Origin of the sequence: Microcystis sp. M179S2, from assembly GCF_020245805.1 — a bacterium.
In the GTDB taxonomy this organism is placed as follows: Bacteria; Cyanobacteriota; Cyanobacteriia; order Cyanobacteriales; family Microcystaceae; genus Microcystis; species Microcystis aeruginosa.
Genome location: NZ_JADBUE010000079.1, coordinates 1 through 15,981, shown reverse-complemented (window position 1 = coordinate 15,981; position 15,981 = coordinate 1). Strand labels below are relative to the sequence as shown.

Annotated in this window: 13 protein-coding genes; 6 read left to right on the top strand and 7 right to left on the bottom strand. The window is 44.9% G+C overall.

The genetic code is table 11. From position 1 onward, the window contains the following. Positions 1 to 2: 2 nt before the first annotated feature. The gene (locus tag IM500_RS04510; RefSeq protein ID WP_287737814.1) at positions 3 to 1,445 is read right to left on the bottom strand and encodes an SUMF1/EgtB/PvdO family nonheme iron enzyme; all 1,443 of its coding nucleotides are present in this window, start codon (positions 1,443 to 1,445) and stop codon (positions 3 to 5) included. 9 nt (positions 1,446 to 1,454) lie between these two features. Next, positions 1,455 to 1,619 carry a hypothetical protein gene (locus tag IM500_RS04505; RefSeq protein ID WP_002796947.1) on the bottom strand — a complete coding sequence of 55 codons (165 nt, stop codon included), beginning with the start codon at positions 1,617 to 1,619 and terminating at the stop codon, positions 1,455 to 1,457. A 124-nt stretch (positions 1,620 to 1,743) separates the two neighbouring features. On the opposite strand from IM500_RS04505, the gene IM500_RS04500 reads away from it, so the two are divergent. The 4 genes from IM500_RS04500 (at position 1,744) to IM500_RS04485 (ending at position 7,907) form a co-directional block, all read left to right on the top strand. Then, positions 1,744 to 3,204 (top strand): efflux RND transporter periplasmic adaptor subunit, encoded by a 1,461-nt coding sequence (locus IM500_RS04500; protein ID WP_190722872.1) that lies wholly within the window; start codon positions 1,744 to 1,746, stop codon positions 3,202 to 3,204. A 68-nt stretch (positions 3,205 to 3,272) separates the two neighbouring features. Next, on the top strand, positions 3,273 to 3,650 hold the full coding sequence (locus IM500_RS04495; protein WP_287737813.1) for a four helix bundle protein: 378 nt from the start codon (positions 3,273 to 3,275) through the stop codon (positions 3,648 to 3,650). Positions 3,651 to 3,704: 54 nt separating this feature from the next. After that, entirely contained in the window at positions 3,705 to 6,770 is a 3,066-nt protein-coding gene (locus IM500_RS04490) for an efflux RND transporter permease subunit (RefSeq protein ID WP_287737812.1), read from the top strand. A 144-nt stretch (positions 6,771 to 6,914) separates the two neighbouring features. Further along, on the top strand, positions 6,915 to 7,907 hold the full coding sequence (locus tag IM500_RS04485; RefSeq protein ID WP_190722875.1) for an aldo/keto reductase: 993 nt from the start codon (positions 6,915 to 6,917) through the stop codon (positions 7,905 to 7,907). Between the two features lie 177 nt (positions 7,908 to 8,084). Here the strand turns inward: IM500_RS04485 and IM500_RS04480 are convergent, their stop codons facing one another. The 3 genes from IM500_RS04480 to IM500_RS04470 are packed head-to-tail and all read right to left on the bottom strand — an operon-like array spanning position 8,085 to position 10,479. Further along, the gene (locus tag IM500_RS04480; protein WP_190722876.1) at positions 8,085 to 8,936 is read right to left on the bottom strand and encodes an ADP-ribosylglycohydrolase family protein; all 852 of its coding nucleotides are present in this window, start codon (positions 8,934 to 8,936) and stop codon (positions 8,085 to 8,087) included. Positions 8,937 to 8,944: 8 nt separating this feature from the next. Then, on the bottom strand, positions 8,945 to 9,706 hold the full coding sequence (locus IM500_RS04475) for a helix-turn-helix domain-containing protein (RefSeq protein WP_190722877.1): 762 nt from the start codon (positions 9,704 to 9,706) through the stop codon (positions 8,945 to 8,947). 26 nt (positions 9,707 to 9,732) lie between these two features. Beyond that, positions 9,733 to 10,479 (bottom strand): pseudouridine synthase, encoded by a 747-nt coding sequence (locus IM500_RS04470; RefSeq protein ID WP_012266544.1) that lies wholly within the window; start codon positions 10,477 to 10,479, stop codon positions 9,733 to 9,735. Between the two features lie 695 nt (positions 10,480 to 11,174). On the opposite strand from IM500_RS04470, the gene IM500_RS04465 reads away from it, so the two are divergent. Both IM500_RS04465 and IM500_RS04460 read left to right on the top strand, forming a co-directional pair. Next, positions 11,175 to 11,426 (top strand): hypothetical protein, encoded by a 252-nt coding sequence (locus tag IM500_RS04465; protein WP_002796964.1) that lies wholly within the window; start codon positions 11,175 to 11,177, stop codon positions 11,424 to 11,426. An 8-nt stretch (positions 11,427 to 11,434) separates the two neighbouring features. Beyond that, on the top strand, positions 11,435 to 11,866 hold the full coding sequence (locus tag IM500_RS04460; RefSeq protein WP_190722878.1) for a type II toxin-antitoxin system VapC family toxin: 432 nt from the start codon (positions 11,435 to 11,437) through the stop codon (positions 11,864 to 11,866). Between the two features lie 506 nt (positions 11,867 to 12,372). On the opposite strand, the gene IM500_RS04455 is transcribed toward IM500_RS04460, so the two are convergent. Further along, positions 12,373 to 15,564, bottom strand: a complete 3,192-nt coding sequence (locus tag IM500_RS04455; RefSeq protein ID WP_287737809.1) for an nSTAND1 domain-containing NTPase — start codon at positions 15,562 to 15,564, stop codon at positions 12,373 to 12,375. Positions 15,565 to 15,595: 31 nt separating this feature from the next. Next, positions 15,596 to 15,850 (bottom strand): Het-E N-terminal domain-containing protein, encoded by a 255-nt coding sequence (locus IM500_RS04450; protein ID WP_287737808.1) that lies wholly within the window; start codon positions 15,848 to 15,850, stop codon positions 15,596 to 15,598. Between the last annotated feature and the right edge of the window lie 131 nt (positions 15,851 to 15,981).

Here is a 15,981-nt window from a genome sequence, read left to right as displayed (position 1 = left end):
TGCTACAAAGTCCTCCCAGCACCGCACACCACCCGAAAACCGTAGTCGTTGAAGCTGAAGCCGCGGCGGTCGCTGCCGTTGAGGGAAGCAGAACGGCAGAAATTCGGATTGTCGTACCAAGAACCGCCCCGCAGAGAAGAACGATTATTATTCCCATTTTCTGTCCAGACACTGCCATCCGTCGGCGCACCATCATAATTATCATGCCAAGTATCGGCGCACCACTCCCAGACATTGCCGTGCATATCATACAGTCCAAAGGCATTGGGGGGAAACTGTCCCACGGGAGTCGTTTCGTTTCGATATTCTCCGTTCGGTTCATCGGCGTAGGTATTACTGGCATTGTAGTTAGCCAATTCCCCCGTAATGGTTTCCCCAAAGTAAAACGGGGTGGTGGTTCCAGCACGACAAGCGTATTCCCATTCCGCTTCACTCGGTAGTCGGTATTCCCCTCCCGTTAGTTTAGATAATCTCGCGCAGAACTCGACGGCATCGTACCAGTTGACTTGTTCCACGGGTCTATCCCAGTGCGTGGGCGATCCCCCCCTAGCCCCCCCTTCAAAAGGGGGGGAATCGGAAGCCCCCCTTTTTAAGGGGGGTTTGGGGGGATCTTTAAAATAGGCTGGCTTGAAATCAAGGTCTTGTTTAACTTTTAAATCCGTGCGAGAGGCGATCGCTTTCCACTGAGCTTGGGTGATGGGGTATTTACCCATAAAGAAGGGTGGGACAGTTACTTCATGTTGTGGTCTTTCCCTTCTAAATCTTTCCCAATTAAATTTTTTAACCAGTCTTTCGATTTCCTCATCTTCTGTTCCCATCAGGAAAGTTCCCCCCGGAATGGCGACCATTTCTAAGGTGATGCCTTTGCCCAAATCTTCCCTGAAATATTGGGACTGTTTCGACTCTTTGTTAATTTGCTCACCCTTCGCATTTACTCCCACCACCTCAAAGTTAAATACTGATAACGGTGGAGTGACGATTACGGGTTGTTTTGGTTCTTCTGGTTCAGGATTGAACTGATGGGTAATTGCTCTTTCTAGTTGCTCAAATCCGTCTTCTTTCCAATAATCAAGCCGGTGAATATCTCGCAGCTTCAAGCCAACTTCTGCACTTCGCAGATCAGGAATTTCGCATTCTTCTAACCTCATGGGAATAAAAAAAATTGTCCCCGGTAGCATCTCTCCCAAGGTATCAAGTGCAATCCTCAACTCCCGTTGGATGTATCCCTGCTTATTAGCCGATTTCGCTGACAGACAGGCGAGAAAAATCTGACTAGCTTTAATCGCTTTCGGAATTTCATCTCGCCAAATTTGACCCGGAATCAGGTCTTTTTCATCCAACCAAGGTTTATATCCCGCTTGCTTGAGGCGGTCATACAGTGCCAAAACTGCTGGTTTGTCCTCACTGGCATGGGCCAAGAAAATTTGGATCTCTGACTTTTTCATAACTTTTTCTTATGACCACAAGTAGGGGAGAGCCAGATTAACTGGCATAAAATCTCTAAATAAACCATTTAATTGATTATTACTCATTCTTAATTCTCCTGTCTCCTGTCTCGGAGTCTCCTGACTACTGCCTACTGTCTCCTGACTACTGCCTACTGAATCCTCACCAACCACGACAATTTGGGATTTTTACAGTAAGTCCACTTTCTCACTTTCCCCACCCGCGACCTTTTTCCGTTAGATTATAAATGGATACAAAACTTAACATTTTATCCAGAATCTACCGAGAGGGCAGACCGTGCGGCCAGATACCCTAGAAAATAACCAGCATTCAGCCGATAATTCGCTAGTTCCCGAAGAAATCGCATTTAAACCCGAAATTGAGCCAGAGAAAACCGAATACTCGCCAAAACCGACAAAAACCAACTCTTGGCTATCGGGAGGAAAGGGTTTATTTATCGGTGTGGGATTGGGGGTTTTATTGACCCTAGGGGCGACTCGTTTCGCTAATCGACCCCAAACAGCCCAAAACCCCAATACTCAGGCCGTAGCGGCAAAAAATGAAGCACCAGCACAAACAGTAACCACCACTAGGGTACAATTTACTCCCGTGGCCCGCACCTTGAAAGCGACTGGAAGCGTGGCAGCCGATGAATTAATCCCGATTCTTTCCCAAGCGACGGGACTACAAATCAAAGAAATCTTTGTGGATGAAGGGGATAGGGTCAGCCAAGGTCAAATTTTGGCTCGTCTCGATGATACCGTCCTACAAGCGCAATTAACCCAAGCACAGGCAAATGTCGCCCAATCCCGGGCGCGTTTGGCAGAATTGCAAGCGGGGAGCCGTAAAGAGGAGATCGCTGGAGCTAAACAAACTATTCAACGCATAAAAGCCGAAATTAGTCAAGCTCAATCGGATTGGGATTTGGCCAAAAAACGCGTCCAGAGAAACCAAAGTTTAGAAGCGGAAGGAGCGATCGCCCGGGATCGTCTCGATGAAGTCCTCAATGAAGAAAGAAAGCAAGCGGCGATCGTACAACAGACCCAATCCCGTTTAGGAGAAGCAGAGCAGCAACTGGCACAATTGCAAGCGGGCAATCGTCCCGAAGTGATCGCCCAAGCTACAGCCCAATTAGCGGAGGCTCAAAGCCGTTTAGCCATTGTTAACGCCCAATTAAACGAGACGCGCCTGATTTCTCCGGTCAGTGGCAAAATTGCCGAAAGAAATGGCCGCATCGGGGATACCACCAACGGTCAAAATGCTCTCTTTAAAATCATCGAAAATGGGCGTTTAGAGCTAAGATTGCGGGTTCCTGAGAATCAATTGCCCTTAATCCGCGTCGGAGCGCCCGTTACTATCACTTCCGATGCTAATACCAGTCTGAAACTATCGGGACAGGTGCGCGAAATTAATCCCATCGTCGATGAGGCATCCCGTCAAGCAACGGTTAAAGTCGATTTAACCGACAATACAGGATTAAAACCGGGGATGTTTTTACGAGGTGCGATCGTGACGAATACTAGCAACAGTTTAACCGTCCCCATGACCGCAGTTTTACCCCAAAAAGATAATCAAGCTCTAGTTTATTTAGTTCAACCTGATAACACCGTTACCGCCAAAACTGTGCAATTAGGTCAAATTATGCCGAATAATCGCGTGGAAATTCTCACCGGTTTACAAGCGGGCGATCGCATTGTGGTCAAAGGGGCAGCCTATCTCGGTGATGGCGACAAAATTACAGCAATCAGCGATCAGTAATCAGTAATCAGTAAACAGTTATCAGTAATCAGTAATCAGTGATCAGTGATCGGTAGCGGGGCAAACAGATGGAGAGTAAAGTTTATGATAAAGCTTATAAATTTGCCCTTAGGATTGTTAAAGGCTATAAATATTTGTGTGAGACTAAACAAGAATATGTTTTGTCAAAACAGCTATTAAGGAGTGGCACTTCAATCGGGGCTAACATTGCCGAGGCTAATGGAGCTATTTCTCAAGCTGATTTTCGAGCTAAAATGTCAATAGCTTATAAGGAATGTCTAGAAACAAAGTATTGGCTGTCTCTATTGAAAGACACGAATTACATAGAGGAAAGAGCCTTTCAAAGTATCAATGATGATGCGGAGGAAATTGGTAAAATGCTTTGGGCTATTCTAAAAACCTGCCAAGAAAATACCAAAAACCAAAAACCAAAAACCAAAAACTGATAACTGATAACTTACCCACTGATAACTGATAACTGATAACTGATAACTGAAATTATGGCTTTTAATATTTCTAATTGGTCTATCAAAAATCCCATTCCGACGATCCTGATCTCCCTGGTTATGGCCTTAATGGGATACATTGCCTTTCTAGGATTAGGGATCGATCGCTCTCCTAATATTGACATTCCGGCCGTGATTATCACCGTTAATCAACCGGGTGCAGGTCCAGAGGAATTGGAAACCCAAGTCACCAAAAAAGTCGAGGATGCGGTGGCTGCTTTGGGTAATATCGATCAAATTACTTCTACCGTTAACGAAGGCAGCAGCACCACCACCGTTAACTTTATCCTTGGCACTAACAGCGATCGCGCTACCAATGATGTGCGGAATGCCATAGCGCAAATTCGCCAGGATTTACCCCAAGATACTAATGATCCAATTGTCCAACGTTTAGAATTTGCCGGGGGTGCGGTGATGAACTATACCATCTCCTCCCCGAAAAGATCGATCGCCGAATTAAGTGATCTAGTCGATCGTCAAATTGGCCGCGCTTTAACGGGAGTGCCGGGGGTAGCACGAGTCAATCGCGTTGGGGGAGTCGATCGAGAAGTGCGTGTAGATTTAGATCCCGGTCGTCTGATCGCCTACGGTATCACGGCCACGGCGGTTAATGACCAAATTCGTAGTTTTAATATTAATTTACCCGGAGGGCGCTCGGAAATCGGTGGTAGTGAACAAACTGTCCGCACCCTCGGCAGCGCTGAAACGATCGAAGATTTAAGAAATTATCAAATCTCTTTACCTAACGGTGATACCGTCCCCTTAAGCAATTTAGGGACAGTTAGCGATAGTTCCAGCGATCCCCGACAAATGGCCCTCTTAGATGGGCAGCCAGTGGTGGGTTTTTCGATTTTACGGGGGACTGGCAGCACCTTGGTCACGGTAGAAACAGCAGTACGTCAAGAAATCGAGAATTTAAAGAAAAAACTGCCCGAAGATATTAAATTTCAATTAATTTTTACCCGTGCTGACTCAATTCGTGCTAGTTACGAAAGCCTTCTGAGCGATCTCCTGATTGGTTGTATGATGACGGTGATCACGGTGGGTCTATTTTTAGGCAATTGGCGCGCCACGATTATCACGGGTTTGGCCCTGCCTTTGTCGATTTTCCCGACTTTTTGGGTGATGCAGTCCCTAAATTATACCCTTAACGGTATGACCCTGCTGGCCTTAGCTTTAGCTTTGGGTAATCTTGTCGATGATGCGGTGTGTATGGTGGAGGACATCGATCAACATTTAGCTATGGGTAAAAAACCCTTGCCAGCGGCTTTTGATGCCTCAAAAGAGATTGGATTAGCCGTTTTAGCCAGTGCGGCGGCAATTATGGCGGTATTCCTGCCGGTTGCTTTTATGGGCGGTGTGCCGGGCCAATTCTTTCAACCTTTCGGCGTTACGGTGGCGGTTTCTACCCTATTTTCCAGTTTGATCGCCGTCACCGTCACTCCGATGTTAAGTGCCTATATTCTACAGCCGAAAAAGCTGAAAACCGGTGATGGTAATCCCTCCTCGCGCCCCCGTTTTCGTCCCTACAAAAGTTTGTTAACTTGGTCCCTACGTCATCGAATCCTGACTTTATTGGCGGCTTTGGCCTTTTTTATCGGTAGTTTACAGTTAGTTCCCTTGATTCCAAAAGGGTTATTTAGTTCCGGGGATACTGGATTAAGTACGATCAGTCTAGAATTGCCTCCCGGTGCGACTTTGAATGATACTGTTGCCGTGGCTAATCAGGTGAATAGTTTACTGCAAAAAAATACCGCCGTCGCTAATGTTTTGGCTATTCCGGGAGATTCGGGACGGGTAAATACGGGGTTAATATATGTTAATTTAGTTCCTAAGGAACAGCGATCGCTAACTCAACGGCAATTTGAGGAACAAACCCGCCTGGATTTCCAGAAGATACCGGGGGCTAGAGTTAGTTTTCGGGCGCAGGGTGGAGCAGGAAGCACTAAGGATGTAGCTATAGTCCTGAAAAGTGAAAATGGCGATATTTTAACCCAAACTGCCCAAAAATTAGAGCGAGAAATGCGGGCTTTACCCGGTTTTGTCGAGGTCAGTTCCGGGGTAAGTTTAGTTAAACCGGAGATCATTATTCAACCGGATCCTGTCCGGGCTGCCGATCAGGGAGTCTCGGTCAGAGCGATCGCCCGTACTGCATCTTTGGCTTTAATCGGCGATAATGAGTTTAATTTAGCTAAATTTAACCTTGCTGACCGACAAATTCCCATCCGGGTGAAAATTGCCAACGATGGTCGCAGTGAGATAGAAACTCTGCAAAATTTGCGCGTTCCTAGCAGTAATGGGACGTTAGTACCGCTTAACTCGGTGGCGACAATTAGCTTAGGTAGTGGACCTGCGGAAATTCAACGCTTTAACCGTCAACGTCAGGTTAATATTGGAGCTAATTTAGAGGGAGTTTCTTTGGGAAGTGCGGTGACACAAATTCGCGCTTTACCAATCATGAAAAACTTACCCCCAGAGGTGACAGAAGAACCCTTTGGTGATGCTCGCATTATGCGCGATATCTTTGCTCGTTTTTTGGGGGCGTTAAGTTTAGCAATTATTTCTATCTATGGGATTCTGGTCTTATTGTATAACAATTTTCTCTATCCCTTAGCGATTTTAACTTCCCTTCCTTTATCGATTGGTGGCACTTTAATCGCTCTTTTAATTACCCAAAAAGAGTTAGGTTTATACGCTTTAATTGGCATAGTTTTACTGATGGGATTAGTCACCAAAAATGCGATTCTGTTAGTAGATTTTGCCTTGAGTGGTCTTCAGGAAGGGAAACCGCAATTTCAGGCGATGATTGATTCGGGAGTCTCTCGTTTACGACCAATTATTATGACCTCCGTTTCCACAATTGCCGGGATGTTACCGATTGCTTTAGCTTTAGGTGCAGATGGGGAAATTCGCGCACCGATGGCGATTGCTGTTATTGGTGGTTTTACCACTTCCACCCTATTAACTTTGGTGGTTGTACCAGTAATCTTTACTTATATCGATAGTTTTTACTATTGGTTGCGGGGATTATTTGTTAAACAAAAACCCAAGTCGATTTAGTACAGAAAACGGGTTTCTCGGAGAAACCCGTTTTCTACTCATGCAAAAGTCAAAAAGGGGAATAAATAATCAGTCTTTAATAACCAGATTTAGTAGTAAAATATCTCTCTGAAAGCTTGAGAAAAAACCCAGAGAAACTAACCCATGAATCCCTTGACAGTCACACATCAAACTCTATCCCTTCCCCCCATGGGCTGCGGTACTTGGGCCTGGGGAAATCGTCTTCTCTGGGGTTACGATGAGAGTATGGATAGCCAGTTACAAGCGGTTTTTAATCTCTGCGTCGAGCGGGGTGTCACCCTATTTGATACGGGAGACTCCTACGGCACAGGCAAACTCAACGGACAGAGTGAGAAGCTATTAGGACGCTTTACAGGGGAATATAGCGGTTATAACGCCGATAATATCCGTATTGCCACCAAACTCGCCCCTTATCCTTGGCGTTTAACCCGTCATGCCATGGTGAAAGCTTGTCAAGCTTCGGCAACCAGATTAGGCCGCCCGGTGGATTTAGTGCAAATGCACTGGTCAACGGGCAATTATGCGCCATGGCAGGAGAGTGGATTATTAGACGGATTGGGGGATTGTCTGGAAAAGGGGTTAGTTAAAGGGGTGGGTTTATCCAATTTTGGACCGAAAAGATTGAAGTCTGCCTATCAAAAGTTTGCCAGTCGCGGCATTCCTATTACCAGTTTACAGGTACAGTATTCTCTCCTTTCTACCTATCCTCTCACTGACTTAGGATTAAAGGAACTATGTGATCAATTGGGTATTAAAATTATTGCCTATAGTCCCCTAGCTTTGGGGTTATTAACGGGGAAATATCGAGATAATAAAAACTTACCCCCAGGATTACGTCGCTTCCTTTTTGGTCAATTAATTCCCGCTATTTCTCCCCTGATAAGTTGCCTAGAAGTTATCGCCCAAGCTAAAAATAAAACTATTAGCCAAGTTGCTTTAAATTGGTGTATCTGTAAGGGAACAATTCCTATCCCCGGAGCCAAAAATGTTCGGCAAGCTGAGGATAATTTAGGGGCTTTAGGATGGAGTTTAGACAGTGGGGAAATAGCAGAATTAGATAAAATTGCCGCAGGTTTGGATAAAAAAATGGTACAAAATATCTTTCAAACTAAGTAGGGTTGGCTGAATAAATCTAAAAACCTTGAAAGTGCCAGCGATTGGAGTGATTGGGGGGAAAATTCAGGTACTTTTTCCCTGAAAATGGGTAAAACCCCACACCCCACCTGCCCCCCCGATGTCGGGGGGGTTGGGGGGGCCACACCCTGCCACCAGGAAAAACTTTTTCAGCAAACCCTAAGTATTGTCTTGAGAGACCAATTTTAAGCTAGGACGGGGTTGGATTGTTCCCCCGTAAGCGACGGCAGTATAAGGAGATAGGACAAGATGAGGAGATATACCCAGGGAAATTCGATAAATTTCCCCAGCTTTATCCATTAATTGCTGTTTAACTGGCTCTGTCGGCAAATTTTGCCGCCAAGCTAGGGGAATCCCCTCGATACCGTTGTACAATCCCGCCCAAATCCCCGCTAAAGTGGTGGTTAATTGCCGTTGATAGGGACTAGAATTAGCGCGACGCACGCTCACGGCGAAATCCTCGGTCGTTTGCAGAAAGGTATAGAGAGAAGCTGCGATCGCAATTCCTAAAGGTGAGCTATCTTTCGCCCAAGCCGATAAAATGGACTCTAAGGGATGATTTTGCCTTAAAGCTGACTGAATCTGCTCTAATAGCTTATTCTTGGGGTTAATAGTTAGCAATTGCCCTATTAACTGATTTAAAGGCCTTTTTCCCTCTAATAACAGACCTACAGCCTCTCCCCAAATTATCGCTTCTTGTCGGGTTAACTCGGAAATTAAGCCCTTTTTTAGCCAAAAATTTAATCTAGCTTGCCAACGTTCCCCATGGTCAGGCCAGGTTAAAATCTCCGGTAACAGCACAAATAATAACGCCGATTCCGACTGCTGCTTGGCTGCGATCGCAAGGGGAAAATCCTCCTGAGATTGCAGAGCTTGCAAAAGCAGGATCGTCCTCGGTGTCGCCTCATAGTTAAAGGCTGGTATTAGGGGCTGATTATGCAAGGATTCCCCAATATATGCCCCGATTAACCCTCCCTGAAGGCGATCGAGGGGTGAAAAAACCTTTTGCATAAATTAGCTCAATTTGCCCGGTAGGTGACTTCCTCGACTTTGCCCGGTTGCCCCAGTTGTTTAGCATGGGCATTATTAACGGCAACGTAAACCCCGCCGGCATTACCCGCCCTCACGGTTAATTCTCGGTTTGCTTGCCAAGTGCGATGGCTTCCTTGGGGCAGTACACCCTCAAATTCTGTCTTGCCATCCACCACCACCCGCAGCCAGCAGTCATCCTCCAGTTTTACCCCCACCACCAGCTGCTGATTATTGCTGGTTTTGTTGGCTACCGGTTGAAGGGGATTGCTTTTCGGTTGGACAATTTGCTGTTGTGGCAAGGAAGGCGGCGGTAAGCGATTCGATTGCAGTACCGATTTTTGCAGGACGTGGGATAGGGTTTGTACGGAACCAATAACTAAGATTAAATAGAGAAAATAGAGATGAATCGGGCGAATTTGAAGACTCGGCAGCGATAAAGACGGTTTTATTCCCCTAAAAAAGTTATTGACCTTGGTGGGAAAACGTCGGCTAATCGTCTCACCATCCAGGGACAGACTATCAGCAAATTGTTTGATTAACCAACGAATATAAATCGGTTCGGGCAATGCCTCCAAATCTCCCGCTTCCAAGGCTTCTAGACGATGGCGCGGAATCAAGGTTTTCTGGGCAATTTCCTCGAGAGAAAGGGACTGTTCTAGGCGATTTTTTTGCAAATAAACGCCGATTTCCAGTAATTTGGTGCGCTGTTTATGCTGGGGGTCGAGTTGTGATTGGAGAAGGCGAAACATATCGCTATTAGGGGCTGACTTTCAGCTTAGTTAATCTGGTTCTTTAAATATTTCAGTTCATCAAGGGTTAAAAAACGGTAATCACCCAAGGGTAAGGGGGAATTATTACCAGAGTTTAGTTGAATACGACCGATAGCACTGCGATGAAGTTTCAGGACGTGATAACCTAATTCTTCGGCTACAGAGCGAATCTGCCGATTTCTTCCTTCCACTAAAATAACTTCTAGTAGGGTTTTTTGGTCGGTTTGCTTGAGGATCTCAACCTGTGCGGGTAAGGTTTTTTTTCCCTCCAAGAGGATACCTTCTCGCCAACGCTGGAGAGCAAGTCTATCAATCGCACCATCTAGCCAAACCCGATAGGTTTTGGGCAAATGATAACGGGGATGGGTGAGGGTGAGGGTCAGTTGACCGTCGTTGGTGAGGAGTAAAGCCCCAGTGGTGTTGATGTCCAACCTGCCTACGGGATGTAACCCCGTCTCGCTGGCGAGGGAGTCGGGCAAAAGGTCAATTACCGTCGGCCGGTTTTGTGGATCCCTACAGGTAGAAACCACACCAATGGGTTTGTTGACCAGTATATACAATCTTTTGGGACGATTGGCCGGTTCAATTTTTTTTCCGTCTATTTCTAGGTGATCTTTTTCGGGGTCGGCTTTTTCTCCTAACTGCACGATTTTGCCATTCCGTCTCACCCGGCCGGCTACGATCATCTCCTCCGCCCTTCTTCGGGAGGCAATTCCCCACTGGGCAAGGATTTTCTGGACTCTCTCCGCCATTTTTTTTTAGTTTTTAACCCTTTCTATCTCCTATTATAGGCATCCTAAAAGGGTTTTTTCGCCCAAATAGTGAAGAAAAACCGAATATCTCCGGCTGCCTCTTTGATTTTTTTTCTTTGAAAACTTCTCAAAAAAAAAGGAGTAATCCCTTGACTTGGGCGGCGGCTTCGGTTATACTTTTCTTATAATGGGAATCCGTGCATTTTTGGGTGAACTCCACCAGTCCATTATATATAAAGTCTTATAAAAATATTATGGCAAAAAGCCCTGAAAAAAGCAAGCAAAATTTTGCCTCTTTGATTTTTTTCTTTGAAAACTTCTCAAAAAAAAGAGGAGTAATCCCTTGACTTGGGCGGCGGCTTCGGTTATACTTTTCTTATAATGGGAATTTGTGCGTCTTTTGCCATACTCAAACACTCCATTATATATAAAGTCTTATAAAAATATTATGGCAAAAAGCCCTGAAAAAAGCAAGCAAAATTTTGCCGACAATTGTTAAAAAAGTCGGGCTAATTTTTTTACGGGGGGATATGACTTTAAACGGGTTATTTCTCGGTTATCCAAACGGTAAACTTTGATTGATGATGAATTGGGGACGTAAATGACGGAGTTTGCCTCTCTTTGTTATAATTCAAAGACTAGGCTATAATAACTCTTCATAAACACCGATAATTTTAGTCAAAGATGTAAAAAAAATGAATATTCAACTCGTGGAATCTCTAGTTAAGGCAATTAAATCCTTGTCCCTAGAAGAACAAGAATTGTTAGGAAAAAAACTCAAAGATCACCCCTCTTGGGAAATTGCATTAGAACGAATTGACGCAACTCGAAAAGCCATTTATGAACGTCGTCAGGGAAAACCATTTAAAACCGATGTTACTGAAATTATTCATCAAATGAGAGAAGAAAGAGATCGGCAATTGATGGAAGAAATTGTGAGTGAATAGAGAAAATAATGACTAATACATTTATCTGTGTTGATTCTAGTTTTATAGTTCGTTTAACAACGGTTGAACCTTCTGTAACAATGTACAGTCAACTCTGGCAAAAATGGATGACCGAGGAAAATTTAGTGATTGCACCAACTTTATTATGTTACGAAGTCACTAACGTATTTTATCGTCTGAAAAAAGCTGGTCAAATTTTGGAGACGGAAGCGCAAACCCTCCTTACAGAAGTCTTAGATTTACCTATTCAGTTTCATGGAGATCATTACCTCCATTACCAAGCAATAGAAATTTCGCAAACCTTGAATCTTCCTGCTACTTATGATGCCCATTATCTAGTATTAGCTCAACGATTTCAAGCAAATTTATACCCTAGCGATAAACGCTTATTTAACAGCGTTAAATCTGCTCTAAGTTGGGTTCATTTGGTTGAAGTGTAGATTTTTATTTCTCTCTCAATAGCTTTAGTTTTATTTAACCTGACTAGGCAGTATGCTTAGAAAAGCACAAAAGTCGAGCTAGTTTTGCTTACGGGGGGATATGACTTTAAACGGGTTATTTCTCGGTTATCCAAGCGGTTGAGAGAAGAAAGAGATCGGCAATTGATGGAAGAAATTGTGATAGAGAAAATCATGACTAATACATTTATCTGTGTTGATTTTAGTTTTATAAATTCTTGTAGGGTGCGTGTTTGCGGCGATAATCTCTGACAAAAAAACAAATTAATAATCTGCACCCCACGCAACAACTTAATTATTAAATGGGTGCGTTACGCTTTGGCTAACGCACCCTACGATTGATGTTTCTGTTTGTGGATAAATTGACAAAAGTTGCTCAAAATATAGCCTTAGCAAGATAAATCGGCCTATTCCTAGTTAAGCTGAGTTGAGGATAAGCCGAAACCCTAATTTTACCCTAGCTGGTTAGCTCTATTCTTTCGTGGAAGTCATGGCAAAATCTCCTTAGTCCGATAATTCTTTGTACCAATGCCATCACACAAATGCCTATCTTCCTCCCTGACACCAGAATTAGGGTTGTGCAAATAAACCCGCACCCAATCGCAACTACGCCCCATTAAAGCATCTAAATTCAATAAATTCGAGTCTGTTTCTACCTTCCAGAGTTTGATAGTGTTGTCCCAACTACCGCTCACCAAAGTATTGCCATCGGGACTAAAATTAACGCTTCTGACACGGCTATCATGCCCATGGAGGGTACGGATTTCTTGGCGTTTTTCTACATTCCAGAGTTTGATAGTTTTGTCATCACTACCGCTCACCAAAGTCTTGCCGTCGGGACTAAAATTAACGCTTCTGACACGGCTATTATGCCCATGGAGGGTGCGGATTTCTTGGCCTGTTTCTACATTCCAGAGCTTGATAGTCTTGTCACCACTACCGCTCACCAAGGTCTTGCCGTCAGGACTAAAATTAACGCTTCTGACACGGTCTTTATGCCCATGGAGGGTGTGGATTTCTTCGCCTGTCTCTACATTCCAGAGTTTGATAGTGTTGTCATCACTACCGCTCACCAAAGTCTTGCCGTCGTGACTAAAATTAACGCTCCAGACAGGGCCATCATGCCCCTTGAGGGTGCGGATTTCTTGGCCTGTTGACCGATTCCAGAGTTTGATAGTGTTGTCCCAACTACCGCTTACCAAAGTCTTGCCGTCATGACTAAAATTAACGCTTCTGACACGGCTATCATGCCCCTTGAGAGTGTGGATTTCTTGGCCTGTTTTTACATTCCAGAGTTTGATAGTCTTGTCATCACTACCGCTCACCAAAGTCTTGCCGTCGCGACTAAAATTAACGCTATAGACAGGGCCATCATGCCCCTTGAGGGTGCGGATTTCTTGGGGTTTTTCTACATTCCAGAGTTTGATAGTCTTGTCACCACTACCGCTCACCAAAGTCTTGCCGTTGCGACTAAAATTAACGCTATAGACAGGGCCTTCATGCCCATTGAGGGTGCGGATTTCTTTCCCTGTTTCTACATTCCAGAGTTTGATAGTTTTGTCATCACTACCGCTCACCAAAGTCTTGCCGTCGGGACTAAAATTAACGCTATAGACAGGGCCACCATGCCCCTTGAGGGTACGGATTTCTTTGCCTGTTTCTACATTCCAGATTTTGATAGTTTTGATAGTTTTGTCATCACTACCGCTTACCAAAGTCTTGCCGTCAGGACTAAAATTAACGCTATAGACAGGGCCATTATGCCCCTTGAGGGTGTGGAGTTTTTGGCCTGTTTCTACATTCCAGAGTATGATAGTGTTGTCATCACTACCGCTCACCAAAGTCTTGCCGTCACGACTAAAATTAACGCTATGGACATAGCTACCATGCCCTTCTAAGCGATTGCGTTCACTTTTCCGGTTGAGAAGTTCCTGTAAGGCATTCATCACCTCCTTGTCGGATGCCTGCTGCTTTTGTAGGGTTTTTCCTGCTTTAATCGCTTCAACAAAAGCCTCTAATTCTTTTCCTCTATCAAACAAAGACAAGGAAGAAAACCCGCGAGCATTTGCCAGATTGAGTTCCGCTTGTTGTGTTTGTTTCCACGCCATTAAACCCAATCCCGTACTAATTACCACCGCTACCAAAGAACCCGCCGCAATCCCCCAAGCGGTTCTAATTTCGCGCCGCCTGCGGGCTGCTTCGGCTTGTTTTATCCGTTCTCGCTCTTGGAGACTCTGCCTGATAAAATCCTGTTCACTTTGGCTGATATCTTCTGGGCGTTGCTTCAATTGTTCTTCCGCCTCCGCCAACGCCGCCCCGCGCAACCATGAGCCTTCATCCCCCTGCGTCTTTTGCCATTGCCCCATCGCCCCTCGCAAACGCTCCTGCCAAGCGCGAAAAACCCTGTCTGTGTCCATCCAGCCCCGCAATTCCCCCCAATTGCGAATCAGTGCTTCATGCACCACTTCCACCGTCTCCACCTGTGCCTCTTCACTGCGACTGGTGACAACTAAACGCGCATCCGCCAGTTGTTTCACCAGCGCCCAATTTACCGCCCCTAATTCCGCTTTTGTCGCCAGCCGCCGCGTATCTTCTGTGCCTTCTCCTGGGCGTACCAATTGGATGAAAATGCGCCGCATCTGTTCCCGTTGCGCCTCACTCAGCTTGTCATATTCTTCATTGGCATGGCGGGCCAAAGCACCCTGCACTTGGCCAATTTCTGTATATGCCAGATGGGTTAACTGTTGGCCCTGTCGCCGCTGCCACAATTCCGTTAAGGCAAACTCTAGTAATGGCAAATTCCCCGGCTCACTCTCCACATCATCGAGGATGCGCTCCACCAGTCCCGCTTCAAATGTCACCCCCAATTTTTGCGCCGGTTTTTCAATAACTTCTGTGAGTTCTTCTCGGTTCATCGGCCCCAATTTCAAGTCGGTATTTTGCAAGACATCAGCAAAGGGACGATAGGAAAGAGCATTCCCCAAGAAATCCGCCCGCATCGTTAATACCAACACCATTCCTACCCTTTCAAAAGGGGATGTAGTTAATTTATCGAGAAAATTACGACGGATTGTTTCATCAGGACAGAGGGTATAAAGTTCCTCAAATTGGTCGGCAATTAGCAGTACCCGTTCACTGGGATAATTCTGTTGGATTTGGGCAACAACGTCAGCTAAAGAAATATCGCCATCACGCAAATAATTGGCTAACTGACGCGCTTGGGCGAGGCGTTCTGTCTCATTTAAATTAGTTGTATAAAGGGGAACTAATGCTAAAGCTAGGGCATGAAAAGGGTCAGAACCGGGACGAAAATGGGTAAACTGCCAGTGACTTTCTTGTTGCAATTTTGGGACTAATCCCGCAAAAACCACCGAGGATTTACCACTTCCCGACGCACCTAATAGGGGGATAAAATTACGGGTTTGGGTTGCCTGAAATAGGGTTTTAATAAAGCTTTTGCGCCCAAAAAAGTATTCTGCATCTCCTGGCCCAAAATGAAACAAGCCACGATAGGGACAGGGCAGTTTATCATCGGCAACATCGGCAGAATCAGCAGGTGCTATTCTTGCTTCTTCTCGATAATAGTAATTGGTAATCGTGATGGTTGCATTGCCAGTCCCAGAGGTAGCAGCATATTGAGCTTCTGTAATATTTTGTTGAATTTCTCTTGGTTCTGACATATCAACCATCCTGATTAATTAAAATACAGTCTCAGTCATCCTTAGATGTGCCATGCTCGGTGATGCCGCTAATACTAGCATTACCCGTGCCAGAGGTAGCAGCATATTTAACATTACTGATATTTTGGGTGATAATTTGTTGTCCACCGGGTTGTTCTTGGAGCTTGTCTAGTAAATCTTGGGCTAATTTAGTGATTTCATTATCTTTATCAACCCCGGCTTCGACAATTTTATCTTTTAACAAACCTTCAGCTTTCTTGATATCCTCTGGTTTTGCCGGGAGCATCTCACTTGTGCAATGAGTATTAATGCTTATAGCAGTCAAAAACTAGAAAATCTTGAACCTGATCACAAAGAGAAATGAGATTATAATAGTTATAACTTACGATTCAGAATATATCTCGATGGGAGGAACAG

What these genes read in the sequence shown, in the direction of transcription:
- IM500_RS04510 (WP_287737814.1), bottom strand. Translation starts at nt 1,445, where the DNA reads ATGAAAAAGTCAGAGATCCAAATTTTCTTGGCCCATGCCAGTGAGGAC.
- IM500_RS04495 (WP_287737813.1), top strand. Translation starts at nt 3,273, where the DNA reads ATGGAGAGTAAAGTTTATGATAAAGCTTATAAATTTGCCCTTAGGATT.
- IM500_RS04490 (WP_287737812.1), top strand. Translation starts at nt 3,705, where the DNA reads ATGGCTTTTAATATTTCTAATTGGTCTATCAAAAATCCCATTCCGACG.
- IM500_RS04485 (WP_190722875.1), top strand. Translation starts at nt 6,915, where the DNA reads ATGAATCCCTTGACAGTCACACATCAAACTCTATCCCTTCCCCCCATG.
- IM500_RS04480 (WP_190722876.1), bottom strand. Translation starts at nt 8,936, where the DNA reads ATGCAAAAGGTTTTTTCACCCCTCGATCGCCTTCAGGGAGGGTTAATC.
- IM500_RS04475 (WP_190722877.1), bottom strand. Translation starts at nt 9,706, where the DNA reads ATGTTTCGCCTTCTCCAATCACAACTCGACCCCCAGCATAAACAGCGC.
- IM500_RS04470 (WP_012266544.1), bottom strand. Translation starts at nt 10,479, where the DNA reads ATGGCGGAGAGAGTCCAGAAAATCCTTGCCCAGTGGGGAATTGCCTCC.
- IM500_RS04465 (WP_002796964.1), top strand. Translation starts at nt 11,175, where the DNA reads ATGAATATTCAACTCGTGGAATCTCTAGTTAAGGCAATTAAATCCTTG.
- IM500_RS04460 (WP_190722878.1), top strand. Translation starts at nt 11,435, where the DNA reads ATGACTAATACATTTATCTGTGTTGATTCTAGTTTTATAGTTCGTTTA.
- IM500_RS04455 (WP_287737809.1), bottom strand. Translation starts at nt 15,564, where the DNA reads ATGTCAGAACCAAGAGAAATTCAACAAAATATTACAGAAGCTCAATAT.
- IM500_RS04450 (WP_287737808.1), bottom strand. Translation starts at nt 15,850, where the DNA reads ATGCTCCCGGCAAAACCAGAGGATATCAAGAAAGCTGAAGGTTTGTTA.